The 25,488-nt window shown below is 69.9% G+C and carries 21 protein-coding genes and 2 pseudogenes; 12 read left to right on the top strand and 11 right to left on the bottom strand.

Annotated features, from left to right (window positions below):
• Positions 1-24 precede the first annotated feature (24 nt).
• A complete protein-coding gene (locus OHA91_RS01065) occupies positions 25-1,203 on the top strand; it encodes a PP2C family protein-serine/threonine phosphatase (RefSeq protein ID WP_266496619.1) in 1,179 nt (392 codons plus the stop codon).
• A gap of 18 nt (positions 1,204-1,221) precedes the next feature.
• Here OHA91_RS01065 and OHA91_RS01060 read toward each other — a convergent pair whose 3' ends face one another.
• The 3 genes from OHA91_RS01060 to OHA91_RS01050 are packed head-to-tail and all read right to left on the bottom strand — an operon-like array spanning position 1,222 to position 4,315.
• Complete coding sequence (locus OHA91_RS01060; protein WP_328738318.1) at positions 1,222-1,632, bottom strand: STAS domain-containing protein; 411 nt, start codon at positions 1,630-1,632, stop codon at positions 1,222-1,224.
• Complete coding sequence (locus tag OHA91_RS01055; protein ID WP_266496623.1) at positions 1,629-2,705, bottom strand: cobalamin B12-binding domain-containing protein; 1,077 nt, start codon at positions 2,703-2,705, stop codon at positions 1,629-1,631. Before OHA91_RS01055 ends, OHA91_RS01060 begins: the two co-directional genes overlap by 4 nt.
• The gene (locus tag OHA91_RS01050) at positions 2,702-4,315 is read right to left on the bottom strand and encodes a PP2C family protein-serine/threonine phosphatase (protein WP_408059223.1); all 1,614 of its coding nucleotides are present in this window, start codon (positions 4,313-4,315) and stop codon (positions 2,702-2,704) included. Before OHA91_RS01050 ends, OHA91_RS01055 begins: the two co-directional genes overlap by 4 nt.
• Positions 4,316-4,772: 457 nt before the next feature.
• On the opposite strand from OHA91_RS01050, the gene OHA91_RS01045 reads away from it, so the two are divergent.
• Positions 4,773-5,531, top strand: a complete 759-nt coding sequence (locus tag OHA91_RS01045) for a hypothetical protein (protein ID WP_266496625.1) — start codon at positions 4,773-4,775, stop codon at positions 5,529-5,531.
• On the opposite strand, the gene OHA91_RS01040 is transcribed toward OHA91_RS01045, so the two are convergent.
• Positions 5,521-6,279, bottom strand: coding sequence for a hypothetical protein (locus OHA91_RS01040; protein WP_328738317.1), 759 nt, complete (start codon positions 6,277-6,279; stop codon positions 5,521-5,523). The two genes, OHA91_RS01045 and OHA91_RS01040, sit on opposite strands and share 11 nt — an antisense overlap.
• Positions 6,280-6,625: 346 nt before the next feature.
• Here OHA91_RS01040 and OHA91_RS01035 point away from each other — a divergent pair, with 346 nt between their 5' ends.
• Positions 6,626-8,320, top strand: coding sequence for an FG-GAP repeat domain-containing protein (locus OHA91_RS01035; protein ID WP_328738316.1), 1,695 nt, complete (start codon positions 6,626-6,628; stop codon positions 8,318-8,320).
• Between the two features lie 322 nt (positions 8,321-8,642).
• Here the strand turns inward: OHA91_RS01035 and OHA91_RS01030 are convergent, their stop codons facing one another.
• Positions 8,643-9,176 carry a hypothetical protein gene (locus tag OHA91_RS01030; RefSeq protein WP_328738315.1) on the bottom strand — a complete coding sequence of 178 codons (534 nt, stop codon included), beginning with the start codon at positions 9,174-9,176 and terminating at the stop codon, positions 8,643-8,645.
• A 414-nt stretch (positions 9,177-9,590) separates the two neighbouring features.
• On the opposite strand from OHA91_RS01030, the gene OHA91_RS01025 reads away from it, so the two are divergent.
• Complete coding sequence (locus OHA91_RS01025; protein ID WP_328738314.1) at positions 9,591-10,949, top strand: eCIS core domain-containing protein; 1,359 nt, start codon at positions 9,591-9,593, stop codon at positions 10,947-10,949.
• Positions 10,950-10,983: 34 nt separating this feature from the next.
• Here the strand turns inward: OHA91_RS01025 and OHA91_RS01020 are convergent.
• Positions 10,984-11,397, bottom strand: a pseudogene (locus OHA91_RS01020) (transposase); the annotation flags it as partial.
• Between the two features lie 224 nt (positions 11,398-11,621).
• On the opposite strand from OHA91_RS01020, the gene OHA91_RS01015 reads away from it, so the two are divergent.
• Positions 11,622-12,146 (top strand): VOC family protein, encoded by a 525-nt coding sequence (locus OHA91_RS01015; RefSeq protein WP_266496637.1) that lies wholly within the window; start codon positions 11,622-11,624, stop codon positions 12,144-12,146.
• A 587-nt stretch (positions 12,147-12,733) separates the two neighbouring features.
• On the opposite strand, the gene OHA91_RS01010 is transcribed toward OHA91_RS01015, so the two are convergent.
• Positions 12,734-13,225, bottom strand: a complete 492-nt coding sequence (locus tag OHA91_RS01010; protein ID WP_328738313.1) for a MarR family winged helix-turn-helix transcriptional regulator — start codon at positions 13,223-13,225, stop codon at positions 12,734-12,736.
• Between the two features lie 65 nt (positions 13,226-13,290).
• On the opposite strand from OHA91_RS01010, the gene OHA91_RS01005 reads away from it, so the two are divergent.
• Positions 13,291-15,450: an MMPL family transporter gene (locus OHA91_RS01005; protein ID WP_328738312.1), complete on the top strand. Its 2,160-nt coding sequence runs from the start codon at positions 13,291-13,293 to the stop codon at positions 15,448-15,450.
• Between the two features lie 168 nt (positions 15,451-15,618).
• Here the strand turns inward: OHA91_RS01005 and OHA91_RS01000 are convergent, their stop codons facing one another.
• Positions 15,619-15,762 (bottom strand): excalibur calcium-binding domain-containing protein, encoded by a 144-nt coding sequence (locus OHA91_RS01000; protein ID WP_328738311.1) that lies wholly within the window; start codon positions 15,760-15,762, stop codon positions 15,619-15,621.
• 666 nt (positions 15,763-16,428) lie between these two features.
• Here OHA91_RS01000 and OHA91_RS00995 point away from each other — a divergent pair.
• Positions 16,429-17,349: a hypothetical protein gene (locus OHA91_RS00995; RefSeq protein WP_328738310.1), complete on the top strand. Its 921-nt coding sequence runs from the start codon at positions 16,429-16,431 to the stop codon at positions 17,347-17,349.
• Positions 17,350-17,899: 550 nt separating this feature from the next.
• Complete coding sequence (locus OHA91_RS00990; RefSeq protein ID WP_328738309.1) at positions 17,900-18,124, top strand: hypothetical protein; 225 nt, start codon at positions 17,900-17,902, stop codon at positions 18,122-18,124.
• A 764-nt stretch (positions 18,125-18,888) separates the two neighbouring features.
• On the opposite strand, the gene OHA91_RS00985 is transcribed toward OHA91_RS00990, so the two are convergent.
• The gene (locus tag OHA91_RS00985) at positions 18,889-20,460 is read right to left on the bottom strand and encodes an alpha/beta hydrolase (RefSeq protein ID WP_328738308.1); all 1,572 of its coding nucleotides are present in this window, start codon (positions 20,458-20,460) and stop codon (positions 18,889-18,891) included.
• 873 nt (positions 20,461-21,333) lie between these two features.
• Between OHA91_RS00985 and OHA91_RS00980 the strand changes: the two genes are divergently transcribed.
• The 3 genes and pseudogenes from OHA91_RS00980 (at position 21,334) to OHA91_RS00970 (ending at position 23,829) form a co-directional block, all read left to right on the top strand.
• On the top strand, positions 21,334-21,723 hold the full coding sequence (locus tag OHA91_RS00980; RefSeq protein ID WP_266496653.1) for a peptidase inhibitor family I36 protein: 390 nt from the start codon (positions 21,334-21,336) through the stop codon (positions 21,721-21,723).
• Between the two features lie 15 nt (positions 21,724-21,738).
• A complete protein-coding gene (locus OHA91_RS00975) occupies positions 21,739-21,873 on the top strand; it encodes a hypothetical protein (protein WP_328738307.1) in 135 nt (44 codons plus the stop codon).
• 1,305 nt (positions 21,874-23,178) lie between these two features.
• A pseudogene (locus OHA91_RS00970) lies at positions 23,179-23,829 on the top strand (IS5 family transposase).
• On the opposite strand, the gene OHA91_RS00965 reads toward OHA91_RS00970, so the two are convergent.
• Together OHA91_RS00965 and OHA91_RS00960 are read right to left on the bottom strand one after the other, a co-directional pair.
• On the bottom strand, positions 23,821-24,303 hold the full coding sequence (locus OHA91_RS00965; protein WP_328738306.1) for a hypothetical protein: 483 nt from the start codon (positions 24,301-24,303) through the stop codon (positions 23,821-23,823). The pseudogene OHA91_RS00970 and the gene OHA91_RS00965 overlap by 9 nt on opposite strands.
• 81 nt (positions 24,304-24,384) lie before the next feature.
• Positions 24,385-25,044: an NADPH-dependent F420 reductase gene (locus tag OHA91_RS00960; RefSeq protein ID WP_266496657.1), complete on the bottom strand. Its 660-nt coding sequence runs from the start codon at positions 25,042-25,044 to the stop codon at positions 24,385-24,387.
• A gap of 76 nt (positions 25,045-25,120) precedes the next feature.
• Here OHA91_RS00960 and OHA91_RS00955 point away from each other — a divergent pair, with 76 nt between their 5' ends.
• Positions 25,121-25,471 carry a winged helix-turn-helix transcriptional regulator gene (locus OHA91_RS00955; RefSeq protein WP_328738305.1) on the top strand — a complete coding sequence of 117 codons (351 nt, stop codon included), beginning with the start codon at positions 25,121-25,123 and terminating at the stop codon, positions 25,469-25,471.
• Positions 25,472-25,488: the final 17 nt, after the last annotated feature.

Here is a 25,488-nt window from a genome sequence, read left to right as displayed (position 1 = left end):
TCAAGACTAGGCGGTAACCGAACGATGGACAGATTCACCGCGGTCGAGCGCGCTCTGCGCTCCGCCACGCCGGATGCGCTTCCCGGCGTCCTCAACGAGGGGCTGGGCGCGTACTACGGGGCTGCGGATGTGACCCTGCTCATGGCTGATTACGCGACGACCATACTGCAACCGGTCGCTACGCTGCCGTACACGATGGAACCCCTCCGGGTGCACACCAGTGCTGCCGGGCGGGCATTCAACTGGCAACAGCCGCACACCGAGGACCTTCCCGAGGCCGACTCCGTCAAAGTGCACCTGCCTGTGAGTGTCCGCGGCGACCGCATCGGTGTCCTGTCCGTGACCTTGCCTGCAGAGCGGCTGGACGCCGACACCGAGCGGGAGCTCCTGGAGATCGGTGAGGTGCTGGGCCACGAGATCCTGGTGAGCGAGCGGGACACGGACCTCTACCTGCAGGCCCGTCGTGCCACCCGGCTGACGCTGGCTGCCGAGATGCAGTGGCAGCTGCTGCCGGGCCGCTCCTGCATGCGACCCGAGTACGAGATCGGCGCCCAGCTGGAGCCCGCCTACGCGATTTACGGCGACAACTTCGACTGGTCGACCTCCGCGGACCACCTCACCCTGAGCCTGTCCAACGGCATGGGCGAGGGGATCGAGGCAGCCCTGCTCACCAACCTCGCGGTCAACGCTCTGCGCAACGGCCGCCGGGCGGGGCTGTCCCTGACCGACCAGGCCTACCTCGCGGACCAGGCCATCTACGGCCAGTACCGAGGGCGCCAGCACCTGTCGGTCCTGCTGCTGCGCTTCGACCTGGCCACCGGCGCCACCGAGATCGTGGACGCAGGTTCCCCGAAGATGTGGCGGCTGCGGTCCGGCAAGGTCGAGCAGATCGAGCTGGACGCCCAATTGCCGCTCGGCATGTTCGAGGACACCCTCTACACCGCCCAGGAGTTCCGGACCGAGCCGGGTGACCGCCTCGTCTTTGTCAGCGACGGCGTCTACAACGTCGCCTCGCCGGTCGGCGAGCGCTACAGCGATCATGCGCTGGCCCGCGCCCTGACCAGCACACGCCTCCTGCCCGCGTCGCAGGTCCCCCGTGCCGTTCTGCACGAACTTGCCGGTCACCGCGGGGCCATCGAAGCCGACGACGACGCCATGGTCGTGTGTCTCGATTGGCACGGCAGACCGGACGACGCGCAGTAGCCGCAGCGGACCGCCGGGTCAGAGGCCTTCCGGTGTGTTGGAGCGGCCCGATATCGGAGCTTCCGTAACGGCGGAACGCTGCTCCCGGGCACCTGCTTCCGGGGTGGTGAGGTACTCGATGGTGCCGGTCAGTTCCAGGAGCCGCTCCAGGCACAGGGGCCGCTCCTGGATGTGCAGGCGCACGCCGGCAGCCCCTGTGCGGCGGCGGATCATCAGCAGAGCAGACAGCCCTGAGGAGTCGACCGCGGTCAGCCCCGCACACTGCAGGTGCACGTCCCGCAGGCCGCCGTAGTCGGACAGCACCGTCTCCACAGCCTCCAGCAGGAGGTCTGCCCAGTAGTGGTCGAGGTCACCGTGCAGTTCGAAACGCGCGGCACCCGGACCCTCCAGGTGTGTCAGACGCAGGGGCATGGGTGGGTGGAGGGTCATGAGGCGGTCCCCGGGGCGGTGAGAGGTGTACTGGTCAAGCGGGCGGCACCGGCTCGGAGCGTTTCGGCGGCGCGGGGAAAGTCCTTCAGCTCCTGGCCCAGGAGGTCCAGGGCGGGCAGCAGGGAGTGGGCGGGGACGCGGCGGGCGCCCAGGACGTCCGCGGTCCACAACAGGAAGCGGGAGAACAGCTCGGCGTCGTCGGTGTAGAGGGCGGTGGCGAGGAACTCCACGATGTGGGAGAGGTCTTCGGCCGTCCGCTCGCGCTGGCTCTCGGTGTAGCCGCGCATCGCCGGGTAGGCCTCTTCCAAGCCGACGAGCACCGTACGCACCAACGCAAGGCGGGTGCGCGCGACGAGGGTGTACTCCTGGTCGCTCAGGTGGGGAAGGTCGTCGATGGGCTGGTGGCCGGGCTGTGGGCGGGGCAGTGGGTGGCGGGCCAGGTCGTCGGCCGCGGTACGGGCATCAGGTGCCCAGGCGTCCGCACCCAGGAGGCGCGCGTACTGCCCGACTGGCCCGAAGGCGGCTCCGCCGACCATGACGGGGATGCCTGCGGCCTGGCAGGCGGTTATCGTCGCGTGCGCGGCGGGCAGCCGGGTGGGGATCGAACTGGACAGGGCCACTGCCTCCGGGCCGGTGCGGTGCAGGTGCGCAATCAGGTGGGGCGTGGGGACCTGGGCGCCGAGGTAGTCGACGTGCCAGCCGCGCAGCCGCAGCACCTCGGCCAACAGGCGGGCTGGCAGGGCGTGCCATTCACCGTCCACGCAAGCGACCGTGATCCGACCTCGGGCCGACGACGTACAGGCGCCGGCGTGGCGGGCCAGGGCGGCGACGGCCCGCTCGTTGATCGCGGTCGCGGCGTGCTCCTGCGCGACGGTGATCCGGTTGGCCGCCCACTCCTCACCCACCCGCCCCTGTACAGCGGCGATCACGTCGAGCAGGGCGCTCTCGGCTCCCATGCCGTTGTCCAGGGCACCAAGCACTATCGCCAGGGCGGACGGCTCATCGAGAGCGAGGACCGCATCCCACAGCTCGGTGACCAGCTGCTGCGGTGTGCACACGGTGACGGAGTTCATGCGGTGAATCTGCCCCGGGTACGGCCGTTCACGGCGCTGAGGTGGTTGGTTCGCGGGGCGGAGATCACAACAACGGCCATGTCGTCGTGCTTGCCGCTGCCCAGCCATTGGGAGGCGAGCATCTGGACCCGCTCCACCACTGCTTCGGCGGGCATGCCCGCGCACTCGGACAGAGCCAGTTTCAGGCGTTCCTCGCCGAACATGGCGTCGCCCAGGGGGCCGCCCCGGGCCTCGCTGATGCCGTCTGTGTACAGGAAGCAGGCATCGCCGGGCTCCAGGGTGACCTTCGCCGTCTGGGTGACCAGGTTCGGGAGAACGCCAACGAGGGTGCCGCGGGTGGAGACTTCCTCGACCCGGCCATCGGAACGCAGGATCAGCGGAGCGGGATGGCCGGCGCTGGTCAGTCGCAGCTGGACGGAACTGCCGGTCCGGGCCGCGGAGGCCAATACCATCGTGGCGAACCGGGCGTTCTCGATGTTCAGCAGTGAGGTGTTGAGCAGGCTCAGCATCCGCTGGTGGTCGCCCGCCATCGGCAGCAGGGCGTGCAGCGTGTTGCGGATCTTGCCCGTCATCACGGCGGCCTGCAGGCCCTTGCCGCACACATCGCCGAGGACCACGAGGGAGGCGTCACCTTCCACGGTTGCGGGGTGGACGTCGTAGAAGTCCCCGCCGACCCGCTCGTGATCCTTCGAGGGCCGGTAGCCGCCCGCGAAATCCACACCGGAGATCTGGTGCAGGGTGGGGGGCAGAAGCTCGCGCATCAGGATCTCGGTTATCGACGCCTGCTCGGCGTACAGACGAGCTGCCGACATCGCAGCGCCCGCGCGAGCCGCGAACAGCCGCGCGAACACCTCCTCACCCTCGGTGAATGCCGCATGGTCGCTACGGCGCAGCAGCACCAGTACACCGGCGGGCACACCATGGCCGGGCAACGGGGTGATGACGATCGAGCCGACCGTGCCGAAGCCTTCCGGAAGCAACCAGGCAGGTGCAGCCGCAGGATCGATCCACCGGGACGGAACCGGCGGGAACCCCTGGAGCGCCTCGCTCAGGCCGGGCACCAGGGACGGATCGGTCGCCAGCGACGTCCTAGCCGGCGTGCCGCCTCGCAGGCAGGAAACCACCGGCAGCATGCGACCGTGAGCCGGGGCGATCACCAGCGCCGCGTCCGCGAGGTGCTCAGCGGCCATCTGAGCCGTGACGTCCATGCACCGTTCCAGGTTCAGGGACGACAACAGCAGGTTGGAAGCCTGCGTCAGGAACGCGGTGCGCTCCTTCTCCACCTGCAGGGCCCTACGGGCCAGGCGGAGGTCGGTGTCGTCGACCAGCCACCACGCCACCGCCCCCTCTCCCTGCGCGATCGGGTGCGCCTCGAACGTGCGCTCCCCGACGGGCCCCTGGACTGTCTGCCCGGATTCCAGCCCCCGGGGCGATGACGTTGTCACGGCCTGGTGGGCCGAAGAGAGCCAGTCCGGCACGGCCTCAACCATCGAAACGCCGGGACGTGCCTGGGGGAAGACCAAGCCGGCCGTGTCGTTGAGCACCGTCACGACCGCCCGGTCGTCCGCGACCAGCACCGGGTAGGGGGCGCCGGGCCACGGAAACCTCATCGTGGACGCGGCAGGGACTGCGTCGGTGTCATTCACCACACATAGAAGGCCCGCTGTGCGGACCCCTCACCTCATCGTGTTGAAAACAGTTGCACTCAGGAAACTATCTTCCACCGTGCCTCCTGGAGGCAACCGGGGCCTCCCTGGGATGAGCGTTCGCCACCTGTCCTGCACCAGGCGCACACATCCACCACACAACCGACGCTTCAGGGTGACAGTGACCGGGGCGTGTTTCGGCGGGGATGGAGGCCGTTTTCCAAACTCCGGTGGTCGGCCGGGTCCTCGGGCTGCTCGGACGTGTTGCTGTTGGGCGGCTGGGCCGTTAGCAGGGGGAGAAGGAACACCGGGTCACCGGTTCGACGCTGTGTCGTGGTCGGCGTCCGTGGTGATAGTCGCGGGTTTTGTGGTGACGTTCGCCTGGGCCGACAGCACTGTGTTGGTGCCCGAATTCGGCGGGATGTTCACGCCTGTGTGCGTAGCGCTGCTCGGCACGGTCCTGGCCTGTCTGCCGTTCGTGGTCGCGGTGCAGTTGCCGCGGCGGCCGCGCAACACCCGGGCGGCCTGTTGGGCGGGGGCCTCGGTCGTTCTTGCACCCGCGTTCCTGATCGTGCTGGCCGCGGCGGGCACGGGCCCCTGGCTTGTCTCCTGCGCCGTCGTGATGATCGTCTCCTGCACGGCCACGCTCATAGCCGTCCGGAACGAGGAACAGCGTTCACCCGCCGCCGCCCGGGCTGCAGCCGCCGCAGCCGTGGTCGCTCTCGTGACGGCGGCCACTTCCTGTTCCGGACCGTACACGGACTATCCAGGAGTCTGGGCCAGCCCCCAGGGCTCCGCGTCCCTTTCCCTGACCGAGCCGCACGGGCTGGAACAGGGCGGGCGGTACACCCTGCGGATCGGAACCTGCACCGAGCGGGGCGAATGGGCTTTCGACCACCCACAGACCTCGGAGCCGGTCCCTATCTGGCTCAACCGCGAGGACACGGCCACGTGCCTTCCCGACGACTCGGCGATTCTTGCGTACATCGCCGGCGGAACCCGGGCGGCCCCGGTCATCCAACTCCCCGGGCTGCGCCTGACCAAGCAGTCGGGCGCTCAGAGCGTTCGTTCGGCGCCTGTCGCCCCAACCGACGGCTGGCACCCCTCCTCGGCCTCCATGCCACCGGCCACAGGTACGACCTTCGCGGGCCGCCTCGTGGATGCGACGTTCACCTTCTGACTACCCCGCCCGGCACCCAGGTCGACTCCCGGCCCTGTGCCCCGGTCCCGTCGCTGGCGACGCAGCACGAGCCACTATGCCCGGCACGGGGCGAACTCCGCATGGCATGCGCGACGGCGATGCGAGCCACGCTGCTGAGGCGATCGACGCCCTCGTCCATGGACGCGAGCCCAGGCTGCTCTGGTTCCCGCGTCATCCAGCGGTACGCACCGACGATGACTCGGCGCACCGCTTGGCCTGAAGCACAGATGTCGGCCGTCACCATGTCGTACGGGATCTGGTGCAAGTTGATGGCTTGGCTCAGTTCTGCCGGCCGGCCGGCCGAGCGTGTGTATCGCACGCCGGGTGGGTCTTGGGGGAGGATTCCCTTCGTGCCGTCCTTCGGGAGGGAGACCGCCAAGTAGATCCTGAATGGCTTTGCGGTAGCGGGCCCGTGGTGGTCGAACCTGATCCCCGGCCTCTCGTCGGGGTAGGTGTCGAAGGCCCGTGCCGCCGGTCCGGTGTAGGAACGACCTGCCCCGTCGGTGGATTGCCCGCAGTCCGGTCCGGGCCGTGTGACCCCGTCCAGGTCTGCGGAACCGTCCGCCCGGACCGTCAATCGGCCTTGCCAGACCCCCGCCACATCAGCGATCGCGAGAGGGTCCTCACCGTCCTCGCCCAGCTCCATCCGGAAAGCGGCCATCAATGCCAGGAACAGCGCTGTCACACCCATGACCCAGCAGAGGATCCGCCGCCAGCCGGTACGCACCAGGTGCTCCTTCTCGTAATCCGCTCAGGACGCGGCCGCCGGGGAGCTCCCGGCACCGCGCACGCCCGCGCCGCGCTGGATACTTGCCGCCGGAGAAGCACTCTCTGAGCCTGCACCTTCTGATGGCCGAGGACGAGCGGTCCTGACGTCGTCGGCCCGGCTGTGGGTGGGCCCCCTCCGCGACCGGGGCGCACGGACGGGAATAGGGAACCGTTCACGCATGGATGCGTGTCTCCGAGCACACAGCAAGACGTGTCCGGGCGGGGGCCCGGCTCGATCCTCAGGGGGGATCTTGACTTCATCGCACCGCGGACGATTACGAGCCCTGGCTGCCGGCGTACTCGCCTTGGCCGTCGGCGCCCTGGTCACCGCTCCGAGCAGCGCAGCCGAGCAGCACCGCATACCCGGCTCCGCCAGCGCACTGCCCGCGGCCGGCCCGGAACCGGAGTCGGCCTCCGGGCCCGCACCGCGCAGCGACCGCCAGTATCCGAGCGTCGTCCTGCCCGGCCGCACCACGGAGCCGGCGCGGCTGGCCGCCGCCAAGCCGCGGCACGACGTCGACGGCGACGGGCTCAGCGACATGATCGTGATGGAGTACGACCAGAGCACGGGCGTCTACCTGTCGTCGATCTCGGCCTGGAGCGACTACACGATCTACAAGACCGACCCCGAGGCCTCGTTCAAGGACCTGCTGCCGGTGGGCGATGTGGGCGGCACGGCCAAGCCCGAGCTGCTCACCCTCTCCTTCGACGGCGTCCTCACGCTCTACGAGGCCGGCCTGAAGTCCACTTCGGCGCCCCTGTGGTCCGGCGGCGGCTGGCAGAAGTACAACCGCCTCGTGGCCACTGGCGACATCACCGGAGACCACCACCCCGACCTGCTGGCCCGCGACCACGCTGGCGACCTGTGGCTCCACCCTGGCACCGGAGCGGTCAGCAAGCCCTTCAACTCGCGGGTCAAGGTCGGCTCCGGCTGGGGGATCTACGACCAGATCGTCGGCGCCAGCGACGTCGACGGCGACGGCCTCGGCGACGTCCTCACCCGCACGCTGACCGGCGAGCTGTGGTTCCACAAGGGAGCCGGCAGCGCCACCGCCCCGCTCAAGGTCCGCGTCAAGGTCGGCACCGGCTGGAACACGTACAACGTCATCAGCGGGCCGGACGACGTCGACGGCGACGGCCTGAGCGACCTGGTCGCGCGCAACCGTGACGGCTTGCAGTACTTCTACAAGTCGATCGGTGGAGGCAAGTTCGCCGCACCCACGTACTACGGCAGCGGGTGGGAACGCAACAAGTTCATGGTCGGCGCCGGCACCACGCAGCTCTACGGCAAGGCGCAGAACCTCATGACGCAGACCAACAACACCCTGGCCAAGTACTACGCCCTGGCCAACGGCGACTACCTGTCTCCGCCGACCAACGCCGGCACCGAGACGCCCGGGTCCCGCAACACGTACGCCACCGGGCTCAACAGCCACAACCACGCCAGCTACGTGCAGAACATCGGCAGCGACCTGTACATCCGCGGTCAGAAGGTCAGCACGACGTGGAACTACACGCTCATGGTCGGCCCCGGTGACCTCACCGGCGACGGCAAGGGCGACCTGCTCAGCCGCGACTCCGCCGGCGTTCTGTGGCTGCACCCCGGCGACGGGGCCTTGTACACCAAGCTCGGCACACGCATCAAGGTGAGCAGCGGCTGGAACGCATACAACGCGCTCGTCGGCGCCGGCGACTACTCCGGCGACGGGCGGCCCGACCTGCTCGCCCGGGACACCTCCGGCCGGCTGTTCCTCTACAAGGGCACGGGGACGTCCACCGCGCCGTTCGCCGCCCCGGAGCAGGTCGCCACCGGCTGGAACGTGTACGACATGCTGGTCGTGCCGGGTGACATCGACGGCGACAGCAAGGGCGACGTGCTCGCCCGCCTCCCGAACGGCGTCATGTACCTGTACACCTCAACGGGCAACGCCGGCACCGCGACCTTCGCCGCCCGCGTGAAGTTCGGCACCGGCTGGAACATCTACAAGAACATGATCTGAGTCCCGCGGCCGCTCGGCGGTCGGTCCGCGATGAGCGACGGCGCGGGCTCGTCAACCGGCACCAGCCGGCGGGCAAAACCCGCGTCCGTTGCGCTGCCGTGGCCCGCACGGGCCGGCATCGAGGCGCCCCCGACGGCCAGCGCCCCGAGGAGACGGAGCGGCGCCGAGAGCAGGACCTGCTCCGCGACGAGGACGTCTGAGCGCAAGCGGTACCCCACGCACGCAGAGCCCCGGCCGGGCCCGTAATCACCTGGTCGGGGCTCTGTCACGCCGTCGCCGCCGACCAGGCCCCGAGCGCGGAGGCCGCTGTCGACGGCACCGCTCAGGGTTGGGCCTTCAGCGGGCCCAGCTTGGGGATCAGTGTCTGGAGGAGCCGGGTCATCCGGGTGAAGGAGTTGTCGATCTCGGCCTCGGTCAGAAGCGCGCTGGGCTCGGCCTCGACCTGGCACTCGAGATTGCCGGCTCGGACTTTCAATCCGATGGTGGGACTGTCCGCGTTGCGGTACCGGAATGCCTGGCCCCCCGGGCCGGTGGCCGTCTCCCGGGCCTCGTAGAGGACCTTCATGTTGAGGTCGAACTCCTTGACGGCCGTGTCGGCGTCTCTCCCGGCGCTGCAGTGAAAGCTGACCTTCACCAGGTCCGTGCCACCGCGGGAGATCGACTGCTCGCACATGGAGCCGGAGACCCGCTCCGGTTCGAGGCCGGTGTTGTATCCGTCGCGTGCACCTTGGAGCTGGAACACATCCGAGAACTCCTTGAAGTCGAGTTGTTCGCAGATGTGGTTGGGCGGTGGGTAGTCGCCCGGCTTGACGGCCGTCACGGTGGCGTCGGGTGACGGGAGGCTCCCGTTCGGCATGGTCGATGAGTGGGGAGTTCCCGGAGGCTATCGCCAGCCCGATCAGCAGGCCGACGGCGACGAGCGAGGCCCCGATCAGTGCCCAGACCCTGCTACCGCTCGTACCTGACATGACGCCCCCTACCCTCCCAGACAAGCCGGGCCCGCAGACGATCCAGACGGGGTACAGCGACGTGGTGTCGGTGCGGCTGGTGATCCCGAGGCGGCGGGGCTCACCCCGGGCCGTCATGTGGCGCTGGCGGAAGTCGAGTTCTTCAGGAGGAACTGAGACTGCCCTCACGACCGGTCGAGTCTGCCCTCGGGTACCTGGCGTCCGCGGGGTCGCCCGGCGTATCCAGGACAAGGACGTACGCGAGACGTACGCAGGACACAGGCATCACGTACGGCTCCGGATCTCCGACGAAGGAAACGCCAGTGCAGAACCACGCGAAGGTCAGGTCGAACGCCACCGAGGACTCCCGGTCGACGGTCCGCAGGCCGGTCACCGCACCACCCGCACAGGCCTCCGGGCTCCTCGGGCTGCAGGCGACGGTGGGGAACGCGGTGGTCGTCCAGCGTCTGAAGCAGCAGCCGCACCGGCACGGGGCGGGGTGCGGCCACGAGGCGGAGGAAGCGCCGGTCCAGCGCTCGGCCGTCCACGACGTGGTGCGGGCCGGCGGCAGGCCGCTGGACGGCAGCACGCGTGCGGACATGGAGAGCCGGCTGGGCGCCGACTTCTCCGACGTCCGCATCCACGACGACAGCGCGGCGAAGGCGTCGGCGGCCGAGGTGGGCGCTCGGGCGTACACCAGTGGGAACCACGTGGTGATCGGGGAGGGCGGCGCCGACAAGCTCACGCTCGCCCACGAACTCACCCACGTGATCCAGCAGCGCCAGGGCCCCGTGGCGGGTACGGACAACGGAGCGGGCCTGCGGGTCTCCGACCCCTCCGACCGCTTCGAGCGGGAGGCGGAGAGCAACGCGCGCCGCGCCATGAGCGGGGCGGCGCCGAGGACCGAGCAGCACGCACAGGGGGCGGGCCGGGCCGACCAGGGGGCGGCCCAGGAGTCGGTCCAGCGCTGGGCGGCACAGGCCGGCCCGAACCAGCAGCACATGACGGTCTCAGCGAACGGCGTCTTCGCCGTCCCGAGCGGTGACGCCACGTCGATCTGGATCCGCGTCAGCGCGCCCGCGGGGTCCTACTCCCCGGCCCTGCGCCCGACGAGCACGGCGCAGCAGGCCCTCCTCGGGGGCACGGAGCTGTACCAGGAGCACGAGCTGGCGCGGAACATCCTGGACGACTGCCTCCACACGGCGGAGGAGATCATGCACAACGCCGTCGGAGAGCTGGCCGACGGCGCGAACAGCAACGTCCGTACGAGCGCCGGGCTCAAGGCCTTCGGCATGTCGGATGAGCAGAACCGCGACCGCGCAGGCGACTTCCAGGGGGCGACGGACCGCGACGCCAGCCCGGTGGTGGGACAGTCCTACCTGATGCTCGCCATGAACCCCGGGGAGCAGATCATGTCGCAGTACCACGCCGCAGCGGTGGTGGGCATGGACGGCCAGGACACGGTGACGATGGAGGCCTTCGCCGGAAGCGGCCAGACGTCCGCGAACCCGATGACGTACACGATCGGCACGGTGGCCTCCTTCCACGACTACTGGACGGGCGCGTACTACACCCCGAACTACCCGGGGGTCACCATGAAGACAGTGGTCCTCGTCAAGCGCGGTAAGGGCCGCCGGGTGACGGCGGGCTCAGAACAGCCGGCCAACCCGAACGTCGGCTAGTGCTGTGACCGGGAAGGTTGGCAGGGTTGGGTGGTCAGGCCGCGGTGGGTAGGGGTCTGGCGCCCCAGCGGAGGCCTCTTTCGCTGCGGATGCGGGCGCGTTCGCGTCGTTGGGCGGTGAGGACGTCGGGGTTTCGGGTGTTCTGGTTGCGCCAGCGGAGGTAGGCGTGCAGGGCCCGGGTCTGGACGGTGTGGTTGGTTCGAGTTGCCCAGGGTGAACTGCCGCAAGGGTCCGAAGTGGGCCTCGATGGGGTTGGCCCAGGAGGCGTGGGTCGGGGTGAACCACAGCTCGACCTTGTTCCGGGCTGCCCACCTGCGATTCTCCAGTTGAGGTGGGCGGAGGGGTTGTCGAGGATCACTGAGATGGGGGCGCCGTCCGGGCGGGCTGCCCGGATCGTTCTCAGGGCGGCCCAGGTGTGGTCGATGCCCTTGCGGCGCCGGTGCGGTCCGGCCGTTCGTTGATCGCGTACTCGATCCGGGCGAGCTTGGCGTCAAAGGCCGCCCCGGACCGGTTTTGCCATGCCTGCCTTCCCACACTGGTTGGAGAACCATCTCCAACCAGCACAACGAGCAACCCGGCGAACCTTCCCGGTCACAGCACTAGGGCCGCGGTTGTCCTAATTGGGCCCTAAGGTCGTCGCATCGCGAGGGGTCGCACGAGAGGACGAGGCCGATGAGGCACACTGCACCCGAGGGTTACACCAGCGTTGCACCGTGGGTGGTCACCGATGACACCGGTGCGCTGCTCGACTTCATCACCGCTGCGTTCGACGGTGAGGAACTCGCGCGGGTGCCGGTCGAGGACGGCAGCATCGGCCATGGTGAGATCCGTGTCGGCGACACGGTGGTGCTGGCCTTCGACCGACGGTCCGACTGGCCGGTGATGCCCTCGCTGCTGCGGGTCTACGTCCCGGACGCGGACGCCGCCATGGCCGCTGCTGTTGCACACGGGGCGCAGGTGGTCACGGAGGCCGCTGACAGTGCGTGGGGGGATCGCGGTGGCCGGGTGCGGGATCCGTTCGGCAACATCTGGTGGGTGGTGAGCCGGGTCGAGGAGGTCGCACCGGACCGGGCCTGGGAGCGGATGTCCGAGCCGAAGTACGCCGAGGCGATGCGCATGGCCCAGGAGACGCTGGACACCGCACTGAGCGGCCGTGGTTCAGGGAGGGCGAGCGCCCCCCGGCGCCCGACCCGCTGAGTCTTTCCGGGCTCGTGGTGCCGACAGCGAGCTGGACATGGCTGCGAGACGGCGAAGCTCCTGATGGTCGTGGTGCCGCTGCTCGCCCACTTGCTCGACGCGGACCCGCGTAGCCGCCCACCGATCTCGCTTCCAGGAGCTGTCCGGGGTGAACGCGATGGTCTGCCGGACGCGGAGTGGAAAGGGTTGTGGCCGTTGCTGCCGGTAGGCAACGGCCGGTGCGGGCGGTGGAGGGACGGCCGTCCGGTGATCGGCGCGATTGTTCACAGTCCGGACCGGGGTGAGCCGGCGTGACCTGCCAGGGGGCGGTCCGCGGGCCGGTGGTGAGTGCCGCCGGTCGGGCCGGCGAACGGTGCCTGGGACGGCTGCTGCAGCGGGTTCGGGCCGCCGCCGGCGAGGCCGGCGGTATCGACTCGGACGTCTCGTTGGAATCCGCCCACCGGCACGGGGGAGATGCCCGCATCGATCCGCCGCGCTGGTGTTCTGCGCGTGCCGAGGTCCTGCCGTCGTGATGGGGCTGGTCACGCAGTGGACCTTGCGGCCTGCCGGGCATGTGGTTCCGGCCGCAGTGGTATCGAGGCGCGGGCTCAGCGGCGCACGCGTGAGAGCTGGTCGTTCATTTCGCCCAGGAACCGGATGATCGTGTGCAGTTCGTCCGGGCTGAATTGTGCGCGCGCCGCGTCGGTGGACCGGGCCAGCGGCCGGAAGTACTCGCGTGCGGCCTCGCGGCCGGCCTGGGCGTAGTGGATGTGCACCACGCGCCGGTCGTCGGCAGCCCGGACCCTTCGGATGTGGCCGGCCTTCTCCAGCCGGTCCAGGCAGGCCGTCGTCGCACCCGAGGTGAGGTTCATGTGGGTGCTCAGCCGCCCGGGGGTCATGGGGCCGGCCTCCTGGTCGCGATCGGCGTCCAGTACGGCGATCAGGGCCTGCACGTCCGTCAGGTGCAGTCCCTGGGCGTGTGCGAACTCCTGGGCGATCCGATTGAACTCGGCGTTCATCGCACGCAGCAGTACGGCGAAGGACTGCAGCCCAATCGGGTCGTCGGACGGAAGTTCGGGGGGTGTGTCGGCGCTGCGCATCTCCTCAGCATAAGATCTCTCGATGGTTGAGATACTTTATCGTTGAGTGAATGGAAGGCATGTCCATGAGGAGTTCATCGCGGTGGTTCCGGTGGCTGGTCCCGGTGGTCCTACTGCTGTCCTGGCTGGGGGTCGGCGCCACCCTCGGCCCCTACGCCGGAAAGCTCGGCGAGGTCGCCACCAACGACCAAGCTGCCTTCCTGCCCCGGAGCGCGGAATCCACCAGAGTGCTGGAGGAACGCAAGGCCTTCGAACGATCCGAGTCGGTGCCCGCGATCATCGTCTGGCAGGCGCCCGACAGCGACAGCGTCACCGATGCCCAGCAGCAGGACGCCTCCCATGCCGTCGCCTCCCTGGCCGGGGAGGCCGGGGTGGCCGGACAACCGTCACCCGCCCTGCGCTCGAGCGACGGCCAGGCCCTGCAGGCGGTCGTGCCGCTCGCCCCGGACCTGGGCGACGAACTGCCCGCCGCCCTGGCCGAGGTACGCGCGGCAGCAGACTCCGTACCCGGCCTGAGCGCCCAGATCGCCGGACCGGCGGCCACGCAGGCCGACCTCGCGGGCGCCTTCTCCGGCATCGACGGCCTTCTGCTCGGCGTCGCGCTCGGGGCCGTGCTCCTGATCCTGCTGCTCGTCTACCGCAGCCTGCTGCTCCCACTCGTGATCATCATCAGCGCGGTGTTCGCCCTCGGCCTGGCCTGCGCCGTCGTCTACGCGCTGGCCGACCGCGGCCTCGTGCGGGTCGACGGCCAGGTACAGGGGATCCTGTCCATCCTGGTCATCGGCGCGGCGACCGACTACGCGCTGCTGCTGGCCGCACGGTTCCGGGAGGAACTCGCCGCGCGGGGCGACCGTACGGCCGCCGCGCTGGCCGCCGTACAGCGCTCGGCAGGCGCGATCACCGCCAGCGCCGCCACCGTGGCCCTGGGCCTGCTCGCCCTGCTGGCCAGCGACCTGACCAACAACCGGGCCCTGGGCCCGGTCGGTGCCATCGGCATCGTTTGCTCCGTCCTGGCCACCCTCACCTTCCTGCCTGCCGTCCTGGTCCTGCTCGGCCGGACCGCATTCTGGCCCGCCACGCCCAAGCCCGGCGACGCCACCGAGGAGGGACACAGGGTGTGGCACCGCATCGCGGCCGTCATCGACCGGTCGCCCCGCCGGGTCTGGGCATCGACGACCCTGATCATGCTCGTCCTGGCCGCGTTCTCCCCGGCCCTGTCCTCGGGCGGCGTCCCCCTGGACGAGATCTTCGTCAAGGACGCCCCCTCTGTCGCCGCACAGAAGGCGCTCAGCCGGCACTTCCCCGGCGGATCCGGCCAGCCGGCCGTGATCATCGCCGACGCAGCCGGCGCCGCCGACGTGCAGGCTCTCGCAAGCGCCACCGACGGTGTCGCGTCGGTGGCACCCGTGACGGTCTCCGGACGGCCCGGCGAAGGCGAACCCCTCACTGTCGACGGCCGCATCCGCATCGACGCCACCCTCGAGACGGCCGCCGACAGTGACACCGCCAAGCAGACCATCGCCGAACTGCGCACCCGCCTGCACGCCGTGCCGGAGGCGGACGCCATCGTCGGCGGCCACACAGCCCAGCAGTACGACACCGAACAGACCGCGGCCCGGGACCGCACCGTCATCGTCCCGGTCGTCCTCGGCATCATCCTGCTCATCCTCGTCCTGCTCCTGCGCTCCCTCCTGGTCCCGGTCCTGCTCGTCGCGACCGTCGCCCTGAACTTCCTGGCCACCTTGGGCGTATCCGCCCTCGTCTTCGAGCACATGCTCGGGTTCAGCGGCATGGACGCTTCCGTCCCGCTCTACGGCTTCGTCTTCCTCGTGGCGCTCGGTGTCGACTACAACATCTTCCTCATGTCCCGTGTCCGGGAGGAGTCCCTCGTCCACGGCGTACGCGAGGGCGTTCTGCGCGGCCTGACCACGACAGGCGGCGTCATCACCTCGGCCGGCGTGGTGCTCGCCGCGACCTTCGCCGCGCTCATGGTCATCCCGCTGGCGTTCCTCGTCCAGATCGCCTTCATCGTCGCCTTCGGCGTCCTCCTCGACACCCTCGTCGTGCGGTCCCTGCTGGTTCCGGCCCTCGTGATCGACATCGGCCCGCGCACCTGGTGGCCCGGCATCCTTGCCCGTGGATCACGCACCGCACCGGTCGGCGCACGGACAACTCACGACGCGAAGCCCGAGCCCCGCCCGAAAGCCCTCGACAGAAACGACTGAAAGCCGAACGGGCCCATCCACGATCCCGGGGCCGATGCCGCCCAGTGCGGCGCGGCGGACGACGCGCGCTTGGCCCCGGTGGGTGCGGGCGGGATCCCCCGGCTTCAGCGGCACTGGCGCCATCGGCCCCGCGGCCGCTGCGCCGGGCCCCGTACCAGGGGATCCCTGTCAGCGCCCGAAGTAGGGATCGCAGGCGACGCCGTCACCATCCCGGTCGAGGGCGTCACGGTACCCGTTGCCCCCTCTCTCGAGCGGTACAGCGCCGGCTGCGCCGGCTGGTGCTCGGGGGTGTTCACGACCGGTGCCTACCACGCCGCGCCCCCGGCCCGCCGCCCCGTGCGCGCCCCGTGAAGGGTCTGGCGGAGATTTGGGGAAACGATGGCGGCCCTCGCCAGGATGGACACGTCCGCATCACCCACTGATGTGAAGGAGATTCCCATGAAGAAGATCCAGGTCCGCAAGGCCGGTCCGGTCCGCCTGACCTCCTCGGCGTGCGACGTCTACACCAACCCCAGCTGATCCAGGATCAGTTGAGCCCCGGCACCTGATCGGCCGGGGCCCGGCGCCGTCGTGCCCCGGACCGCTCGAGGCGACGCGGGCCGTCCGCCGGCACGACGGCGCCTCCCGGGCGGCAGGCCCCGCCCGCAGCCGGTCCGGACCGCAAGCCGAGGGAGGCCCCATGCCGGAGCACGGCATCCGCAGCGAGGCAGACACACCCCTGCCGTTCCACCCGCTGGTCTTCCTGGAGGACGGCGAAGAGGTCACCATCGGGCGGCCCGACACGGACTCCTACGGGATCTTCCCGGTCGACGGCGCCCACCTCGTGCGCCGCCTCGAGGCCGGCGCCACCCCCCGCAGGCCGCCGACTGGTACGCCGCCGAGTACGGCGAACAGGTCGACGTCGACGACATCATCGGCGCCCTGCGCGAACTCGGCTTCGTCCGCGAGGAGGGCGAGGAGCCCGCGCAGACGGGCCCGGTGCGCTGGCAGCGGCTCGGCCGCGCCCTGTTCTCCCCGCCCGCCTGGATCTGCTACGGGCTGATCACCGCCTGGGCGCTCTGGCGCATGATCTGCTCCCCGGATCTCGTACCGACCGCGGAAGACATGCTGTTCAGCGAGTACTACGCCGTCATCAGCCTGGTCATGCTGGTCGCCGCAGTACCCCTGATCGCCATCCACGAGGCCTTCCACGCCCTGGCCGCCCGGCGTCTGGGCATCGGCTCCAAGACCAGGCTGTCGCACCGCTTCTACTTCCTCGTGGTCGAAACGGCCCTGGACGGGCTCGTCGCCGTGGAACGCCGCAAGCGCTACCTGCCGATCGTCGCCGGGATGGTCGTCGACGTCGTCCTCGTCTCCCTCCTCATCGCCGTCGCCGACGCCGCCCGCGGCCCCGGCGGTGCCGAAACGACCGCCAGCAGCGTCTGCCTCGCGGTGGCCTTCGCCGCCGTGCTGCGGGTGCTGTGGCAGTTCTTCCTCTACCTGCGCACCGACGTGTACGTGCTGATCACCACCATGCTCGGCTGCGTGGACCTGCACACCACGTCCGTACGCCGGCTGCGCAACCGCTTCCTGCGACTGCGCGGGCGCACCGAGGGGCTGGCGGACGAATCCCTGTGGCACCCCGTCGACCGCCGGGCCGCCCGCTGGTACTCCTGGCTGATCGTGGTCGGCTACACCTTCAGCCTCGGCACCTTCCTGCTGGCCCTCGCCCCCGTCTTCGTGGAGATGGTCTCCGGAGCCGTCAGCCGCTTCGGACGCGAGGGCTCCAGCTGGGTCGAGCTGCTGGACTCCTCGGCCTTCCTCATCATGGCCTTCTGGCAGACCGCCCTCACGATCTGGATCGCCGCCCGGGAGCGCCTGCGCGCCCGCACCTCCCGCACCCACCACGTCATCGGCTGACGAACGCCCCCGTCGGCTCGGCCCCCACCTCGACGAGCCACGCCCGCCCGGGCGCGTGCTCCGCATCGGTGGCCACCCGCTTCGCCAGGACTCCGGCCGCGATCCTCGACCGGTCCGCCTGCCACACCGCCTTCCGGGCGGCCGGCGCGCGTCGTTGCAGACCACCCGTGTGCAGCGCTTGGCTACCCCGCCGCGAAAGGACCGACCAAGGGCGACGGAGAGGCCGCTGATCAGGGTCGGCCTCCTTCCGGGCGATCGCCGCCCTCTGGCTGGAGCACACACCCTTCCTGCATCCCAGCGGTCGGGTCACGGTGCTGCTCGCTCCGGCAACAGCAACGTCCTTCGCCAGACCAGGACACGGAGAGAAGCACCCGGGGATCGGGGCGTGCAGCACGACTGCCACAGCTCGCCGCGCAGATCTTCCCTGAGCGGCCGACGGGCCCCGGGTGCGTCGACCCCGCGACCGCGGCGGATCGTCCGTACATCGCGTGGCTGTTCACCGAGCACGACGTGTCGCTCCCGCGCCCGTGGTCCGGCCGCGCTCTCCCAGATGGTCGCGATGGTCCAGGGAGGTCCTGCCGGAGCGGGAGGGGGGCTCCTGATCGGCTCGCGCCAGTGGCCGCTGCTCGCCGCACGCATGCAGCAGCTCGGCGAACAGGACGGCACCGACACTGTCGCCCAGCACCTGAACCGCCTCACCGGCGGAACCTCCTGGCAGGAAGCCACCGGCAGCGCCCGGTCGGCCGCCTCGCCGACGCCACCCTCACCTTCTTGAACACCCCGCCCGGCGCACCGGCCCCCTCCGGCCCCGGGTCTCTCCGGCCGCCGCCCGCAGCCCTGGAGTACTTCTACGAAGCAGCCGGAGCTTCCCCGCTGCGCCGCCTCGCCGACCTCGCGGGAGGCGTCCACCTGCTGCCGGTCAGCTCGGCCCTCCTGTTGCGGCTGGACGCGGCCTGCGAAACAGTCGATGACCTGGCGCGGGCAACCGAGGATGCCCTAACCGATCATGGTTGCGGGTCGAACGGTGTGCCGTCGGGTGATCTTCCGGCCGTACGCGCATGAAGGAAGAGGCCTTTCGGGGTGGCCCGGGATGCGAATCTGACCGAGCGATGCCGAAAAGGCCCTGTTGTCCTTGCGTCCGCCCGTGCCCACCGAGTTCCACTCGTCTGCTGTGTCGTGAGATAGCCTCGCGCGTGCGGGCAACGCGGCCGGGCCTGGCGGGGTACGGACCGAGACGGCATCGTCCAGTCCGGGGCCAGCGCCAGGTGCGGGCGACTGCGCCGAGAGGGACCGGGTATGGTCGCCGTCACGGCGCGATGCGGCTCGGAGGCGGGGCGGGGCGGGACGCGGCGACGGCGGGTAGGGCACCAGCGCGGCCGATGGGTCGTCTGCGCTGGTGACGGGGTTCCTGCCCTGGTAGAAAACGTGCTCTTAGGGCAGGCCCCGACAGGGATCAGCGCGGTCGCTTCCGCCGCGGTCTCGAGGGGCAGCGGGATCTCGCGGGTGCGGACCCGGTCGAGGAGCGTGAACCGCGAGCCGCTACCCCGCCTGCTTGACGCAGGTCCGGTCCCTTGCCGGTAGCTTGCCGGTGGCCAGATACCTGTTGACCTGGTCGTCCACGCACGCGTTGCCGTAGCGCCCGTAGAGGGCGTGCCGGTTGGCGCCCTCGAGGGTGACCAGCCTGGAGCTCGGCAGCTGCTTGCGCAGCTCGACGCTTCCCTTGTAGGTCGTACGCGGGTCACCGGTGGCGGCGACGATCAGTGCAGGGACATCGCGCCGCACCCGAGTAGGCTCTTCGCGCGGCGAGTCCCAGAAGGCGCACGGGTTGATGTTGTTGGTCAGAGCGCCGAACAGCGGGTGCGCGGTGCGGTTGCGCTCGATGTCCCGCCAGTAGAGCTCGGGATCGCGCTCGGCGGCCACGTCACCGCAGATGACGGCGGACTGCGCTCCGGTGGGCTCGCCCTCACCGCGCAGCACGTACCGGAGCTCCGGGACGAGCATCGGTGGCACCGTCGTCGGCCGGCCCTCCGCGGCGTTGGCAAGTACGGAAAGCAACTCGCCGAACGACGCCCGCGCCGGGGGGGTGTCGTCCGCGATGCCCGAGAAGAGGAGGAGCGGCACCTGGCTGTCGTCGATTTGGAAGGCATCGCCGCCGGCGCCGATGGTCAGCGGACCGCGCGCGGCCGCCGCGACGATGCGGTCGACCGCGGCGAGCACCTCGGCGCGGCTGCGGCCGAGGCCATAGGCGTCGTGGTGCTCCGCGGCCCAGGCGGCCCAGTCGGACAGCGCCTTCTCGTTCTCGCGCTCGGTGCCCTTCAGCAGCCGGGGGCGGTAGTCGCTCGGGTTGATCGCCCCGTCCAGCACCATCCGGTCGTGGCGGCCGGGGAACATCTGCGTGTAGACCGTGCCCAGATAGGTGCCGTACGAGTAGCCCAGGAAGGAGATCTTCCGCTCGCCGAGCGTGCCGCGGATGACGTCCATGTCGCGGGCAGTGTTGCGGGTGGTGATGTGTGGGAGCACCGCGGCGTCGGCGGCCCGGCACTTGTCGGCCAGGCTCTTCTGCAGGGCGACCTGGCGGTCGAAGCCCGCCCGGTCGATGCCGGCGGACAGCCAGGTCATGCCGACCGGCAAGCCGCAGTCCAGCGCGGTGCTGCGCCCGATGAAGCGCGGGTCGAAGCCGACGACGTCGTAGCGCGCGCCGACGTCCTTCATCGACGCACGGGCCTGCGGCGGGGATTGGAGCGCGGGACCACCCGGACCGCCGTTGTTGAGGAGGATCGTGCCGATGCGGTGGCGGGCGTCGGTGGCCTTGAGCCGGGAGACCGCCACGGTGAGCGTGCGCCCCCGGGGGTCGGCATAGTCCAGGGGCACGGTCACGTCCGCGCACTGCACGCCTGCCTGGTCCAGATCGCGGCCCGCGGTGTCGTCGGGGCCCTTGATGCAGCTGCCCCAGGCGAGGTGCTGGCGGTAGTAGCGGTCCAGTCCGGTCCCGCCCCTGTCCTGGGCGGGGACCTCGGCGGCCGTGGCCAGGACGGGGGAGGACATGAGGCAGGCGGCGAGCGTGAGACCTACGGCCAAGGCGCGGCGTGCGGCGGGGCTGACACTGGTCACGGGGTCTCCTTGAACGGTATCCGTTTCGTGCGATCGCATGACCCGAGGCTAGGAACCCACCCTGGTAGGGCACATCGCCCAAGGGCACGAGGACCCCGGTCCCGTCCACCCCCTGGTCCGGGACCTGCGTCCCGGTCCGGCCTCCTCCTCCGGGAGGAGATCGTGGGCGGGGCCGCGCTGAGGGCCGTACCGGCCACGCGCCTGCCGTAAGGGGAGATCACCGCGCCGGCACGCTGAACTGGTGGCCGTCGTCCGCGAGGAAGTCGCCACCCACAGCGGACCGCGCTGGCCCGCCGTGCCTACACCGTCCCGAGGCCGACGGTGGGTAACTACAGACCGCCCTGAGCAACATCGAACTACACAAAGCACCCTGACCGCTCTGCGCTCGGTGACGGGGGACACAGGGCGTCCCGCCGTCGGTCGGCATGCGTACGGCGGGGGACAAGGTTGAAGAATGGGAGCAAGAATGGACGACGGGCAAGACTTCCTTCAGGTTCAGCCATGATCGTGCTCTCGTCCGACAACGAGCTGGCGTAGCCTTCGACGGGCCATCCCTCGAGCTCACGAGCATCTGACATCTCTCCCCGCGTTTGTGGAACCACCGATTGACACCGGTGCGAAGTGGAGCACTACCGATCCGGCTCGTACGAACGGCCCCTCAAGAATCGGTGGACGACAAACCGCTCACATGGGGGGTTCCGGCTCTGATGGCACGAAGAGCCTCGAACATGGCTTATGGCGAACGAAGTTCAACGAACTGGCTGATTCGTCCGTAGCCGCTCAATCGGTGTACCCACCAGACTTCTCGGTGGCAGCCCGAGCCTCGACGGTGCAGGCCGCCACGGCAATCTCGCCTCAGTCGAAGGAGGGGTAATGAACCGTCGGACAAAGTTCACCCTGGCCGTAACGACCGGACTCGTCGGTGCAGCGCTTGCACTCGCGCCCGCGGCCCAGGCCGACGACGTCTCGATCAGCGGCTACGACAACTGCGCGTCCGGCTGGATCTGCTTCTACTCGGAGAGGGACGGGGGCGGACAGAAATGCCAGTGGTCCCAGAACTCCACCGACACCCGTTCCCAGTGTTCATGGATGCGAGCCGGCACGAACACCCGGTCCGTCTACAACCGAACCAATAGCAGGTTCCACTACTACCACAGCGTCAACTACACGAATCGGATCGGCAGCACCACCGCCGGCAACAGGGGAAATCTTGCGGGGACCTACACCATCGGCTCCCTCTGCGCCGGCTCCTGCCCGGGCTGACATCGACCTCCGTGCGTGCGCCGGGACGAGATCCCGACCGGCGCCGCGCTGATGACCGAGGTCGGGAAGTTCGGGACCCGGCGGCCGAGCCTGTACGAGCTGCGCCCCGGTGAACGGCGCCGCGGGCACTGGTCCGGCCACACACCCTGACCGGTCGGCGGGTGACACCCACGTCCTGTCGCCCGTTGATCGCACATGTCTGCACTGCCGTCACCTGAAGAGGTCGACGCCGCCCGCATGCCCAAAGGTGGATGGACGCGTGCCCCAGGTGTAGCGGACCAGCCGGCGCACAGCCTCGGGATCGGCCGCGCCCGGCTCCTCTGCCCCGAGGAGCGTGGCCAGGTGGCTGTCGAGGGCTTCCTCGTAGCAGGCGAAGGTGCGGTATCGGCTGCCGGGCGCGGCGAGGTACCGGCCGGCGGCGTGCAGGGCGAGGGGCAGACCGCCGAGCCGGACGGAGAGTCGTTAGGCTTCCTGTGCGGCCCCGGCCCCGGGGGCGGCGTCGACCGGTGACGGGCGCGGTGAGGCCGTGGCGGCGCTTCGCCGGCGTGGCCGCGTGTTCCACGGCGGCCGCGAGGGACCTGAGGTCGTTGCCGCCGAGCGGGCCGGTATCGCCCCAGCACTCCGCAAGAGAGGTCCGGGTCACGGCGTAGTGGCCCCATGTGCGCAGCAAGGCGCCGGACAGCAGAGCGGTCCGCACCGTGTCTAGCAAGCCGAGCAGCCCCGCCCGCAGCAGCTCCTCGCCCGTGCCGCCCACGAGTTCGGCGAGGGACACGGCTAGGAAGGGGCTGAGCAGCTGCTCGCGCCCCGTGGTCAGGAGGTGGTCCGCGTAGCGGTCAAGTCATCCCGCCGGGCGGCCTCCGGGGACGGTTAGGTGACGTCGACGACGACGTGCCCGTCCTCGCTGAGCCAGCGCCGGCGTGTGCGCAAGCGGTGGAGCTGGGTTGTGAGACCCGGAGCAGGGGTTCCAGGCGCAGCAGGGGGTTCTCCTGCCGATCAAGGACCTGGAGGCCCGGCTGACCGCCGACCTGCTCCAGCAGTACGGCGGGTACGCCGGCCGGGAGCAGACGCCGGCGGGAGTCCCCGTCGAGCCAGGCGCCGATGCCGGCTCCGCAAGGGGCGGCAGGCGTTTGAGGCGGCGGAGATCCTGGCCGCTCGACTGACACCGATGCACGACCTCGCCCCGGCCGCCCGGTGGGGGCGAGGTTCGGCCTCGGGATTCGTGGGTCACACGTTGAGGTGTCGCGTTTTCCAGCTCGAACGCCATTGACGCTTGAGGAACACCGTTATGCCGATGTCGAGTCCCACGGCGACGGCGGCCACCGCAGCCCCCTGGAGCGGGCGCCACGGTTACCAAGCCAGCGACCCCACCGCGCAGCGGCTGCTCGCCGCAGCACGGCCAGCACGCGGCACGTTAAGACATCGTTTCTTATGGCGCGTGCGTTCGTTGAACTGTGCATGACGGATTTGGTTGAGCGGCTGGTGCCGGACGAGTTGTGGCTGCTGTTCCGGCGGGTGGTACCGCCGACCGAGGTCATACGTCCGCAGGGTGGCGGCCGACGCCGGGCGGGTGACCGCGAAGCTCTGGCCGCGATCATCTTCGTGGCGACTTCGGGCTGCACCTGGCGGCAGCTTCCGCCGGTGTTCGGCCCGAGCTGGCAGACGGTCTACCGACGCTTCGCCCAGTGGAGCCGGGCCCGGGTCTGGGCCCGGCTCCACCGCGTCATCCTCGACGAACTCAGCGTCCGCGGGGAACTCGACTGGTCGCGCTGCGCGATCGACTCCGTCAGCATGCGGGCTGCAAAAGGGGGCCTCTGACAGGACCGGATCCGACTGACCGAGGCAAGTTGGGATCAAAGATCCATCTGCTCACCGACCGGAACGGACTGCCGATGTCGCATCGCCGGTAAAGGGATCGAGTCCTCACAGCGGCTCGGCCGCCACCGATGGGTTGTTGAGAGGACCGTGTCCTGGCTCGCCGGCTGCCGTCGGCTCCACCGCCGCTACGGGCGCAAGGCAGAACACTTGCTCGCCTTCGTAGGCATAGCCGCAGCCCTCATCTGTCACCGCAGACTCGTCCGTGTGGACGGGCAGGAACAGTCAGCGTGAGGCCCCGACACTGGCGACCCAGACACCGAACGGCATGATCTCCGGCTCGGTTCCGGTCTTCACCGAGACGCTCTGCACGTCGTCCAGATCCGACCAGGCGATGGAGCCTGGCTCGCTGTCGGCCAGAAAGCTCTCGACGACCGGACCGAGGTCGTCGGAGGCCACATAGGTACCGCTGAACGGCAACGCATCCGGGGCCACAGAACCGGTCGAGCACCGAAGCTGCCCGGCCTGTTCGTCGTGCCACACGTAGAACGTCGCAACGCCGGGAAAGCCCAGATCGCGAATGCGTTCCCGGATGGCAGCAGCAGTCTGCTCGAAGGCAGCCACCACCGCGGCGACGGACAGCGAACTCCTGTCCTCGTCCGCCGTACTCAGCGACCAGGTGTTGGTCTCCCACTCCACCCGCCGGTCAGTCGGCTCCAGGACCAGGGGCTCGGCCGCCACCTCAGCAATCCACGTCAACAGCACCACAGCAGTATCCTGCACAGCTCGGCCCGAGAACGACCAAAAGAAACGACGTCTAAAAACTCCTAACGCAAGGACCTGGACACCTCACGCCCTCTCGGCTCGCGGACCTGTCGCATAGGCCAACGGCGGCGCGATCGCCCGTACGTCTGCCTGCTCCGCCACCCACAGTCCGATGAACAGCGCGGCGGTCGCCTCCAGCAGCCCGGCGCGGTCCAGTCCGCCCCCGGCCACTGGCTCACAGCCCGTGTCGCGCACCAGCTTGCGTGTCAGTGCGAGTGCCGCCTCGTCGTCCCCGCAGATCGGAACGGTCAGGGGCTGGCCGTCGAAGACCGGCGGGTTCATCCGCCACACGTCCTCGTGGCAGAGGTTGAACGCCTTGACGACGTGCACGCCCGGTGCCGCCGCAGCCAGTCGGCGGGCCGCCGAGGGGCCGCCTTCCGTCAGCAGCCGGAAGCCGGGCCCGACAGGATTGGCGCAGTCGAGCAGGACCTTCCCCTTCAGCGCCGACTCATGCTCCCGAACGACGTCCGCTCCCGCGCCGTACGGCAGCGCGGCCAGCACCACCTCGCCGAAACTGACCGCCGCCTGCAGGCTCCCGTGCCCCGCAGCGCCCCCGATGCGCATCGCGAGCCGGTGGGCCTTCTGCTCGTCCCGGCCTCCGACGAACACCTCGTGCCCGGCCCGCACCCAGTGCGTGGCCAGTGCGTCCGCCATGTTCCCCGTTCCCAGCACACCGATCTTCATCGATACGCCCCTTTCCGTATCTGTTCCAACCGCTTTCGGGACGACGTTAGGAAACCTGTCAGGCACCATTTGGTACGTGACGACCGACGCCTTCCTCGCTGATTGCCGCGCCCGCCTCGCCTTCGACCTCCTCTCCAACACCTGGAACGCCGTGCTGATCTGGGTCCTGCGGGAGGGGCCCAAGCGCCCCGGCGAACTACGCGAGCTGATCGGCGGCATCAGTCCCAAGGTCCTGACCGAGACGTTGCGGCGGCTGGAGTTCAACGGGCTGGTGACACGGAACGCCTATGGCGAAATGCCACCTCGTGTCGAGTACGAACTCACTGCTGTGGGGAAGACGTTGCTCGGCCCCATCGACGCACTTGGCGCGTGGGCCTTCGAGCACGGCGATGAGGTCATGGCCGCCCGGGAACGAATGAGCGGGTGAGCTCCCAGCCCCTGACC

It is taken from the genome of Streptomyces erythrochromogenes (genome assembly GCF_036170895.1).
Classification (GTDB): Bacteria; Actinomycetota; Actinomycetes; order Streptomycetales; family Streptomycetaceae; genus Streptomyces; species Streptomyces erythrochromogenes.
Note: the sequence above shows the minus strand (reverse complement) of the source record. Positions and strands in the feature narration are given on the sequence as shown.

Excerpts from the sequence above, each read along its gene's own strand:
- OHA91_RS01065 (WP_266496619.1), top strand. The coding sequence starts at position 25 with ATGGACAGATTCACCGCGGTCGAGCGCGCTCTGCGCTCCGCCACGCCG.
- OHA91_RS01060 (WP_328738318.1), bottom strand. The coding sequence starts at position 1,632 with ATGACCCTCCACCCACCCATGCCCCTGCGTCTGACACACCTGGAGGGT.
- OHA91_RS01055 (WP_266496623.1), bottom strand. The coding sequence starts at position 2,705 with ATGAACTCCGTCACCGTGTGCACACCGCAGCAGCTGGTCACCGAGCTG.
- OHA91_RS01050 (WP_408059223.1), bottom strand. The coding sequence starts at position 4,315 with ATGAGGTTTCCGTGGCCCGGCGCCCCCTACCCGGTGCTGGTCGCGGAC.
- OHA91_RS01045 (WP_266496625.1), top strand. The coding sequence starts at position 4,773 with ATGTTCACGCCTGTGTGCGTAGCGCTGCTCGGCACGGTCCTGGCCTGT.
- OHA91_RS01030 (WP_328738315.1), bottom strand. The coding sequence starts at position 9,176 with ATGCCGAACGGGAGCCTCCCGTCACCCGACGCCACCGTGACGGCCGTC.
- OHA91_RS01015 (WP_266496637.1), top strand. The coding sequence starts at position 11,622 with ATGAGGCACACTGCACCCGAGGGTTACACCAGCGTTGCACCGTGGGTG.
- OHA91_RS01010 (WP_328738313.1), bottom strand. The coding sequence starts at position 13,225 with ATGCGCAGCGCCGACACACCCCCCGAACTTCCGTCCGACGACCCGATT.
- OHA91_RS01005 (WP_328738312.1), top strand. The coding sequence starts at position 13,291 with ATGAGGAGTTCATCGCGGTGGTTCCGGTGGCTGGTCCCGGTGGTCCTA.
- OHA91_RS00990 (WP_328738309.1), top strand. The coding sequence starts at position 17,900 with ATGGTCGCGATGGTCCAGGGAGGTCCTGCCGGAGCGGGAGGGGGGCTC.
- OHA91_RS00980 (WP_266496653.1), top strand. The coding sequence starts at position 21,334 with ATGAACCGTCGGACAAAGTTCACCCTGGCCGTAACGACCGGACTCGTC.
- OHA91_RS00960 (WP_266496657.1), bottom strand. The coding sequence starts at position 25,044 with ATGAAGATCGGTGTGCTGGGAACGGGGAACATGGCGGACGCACTGGCC.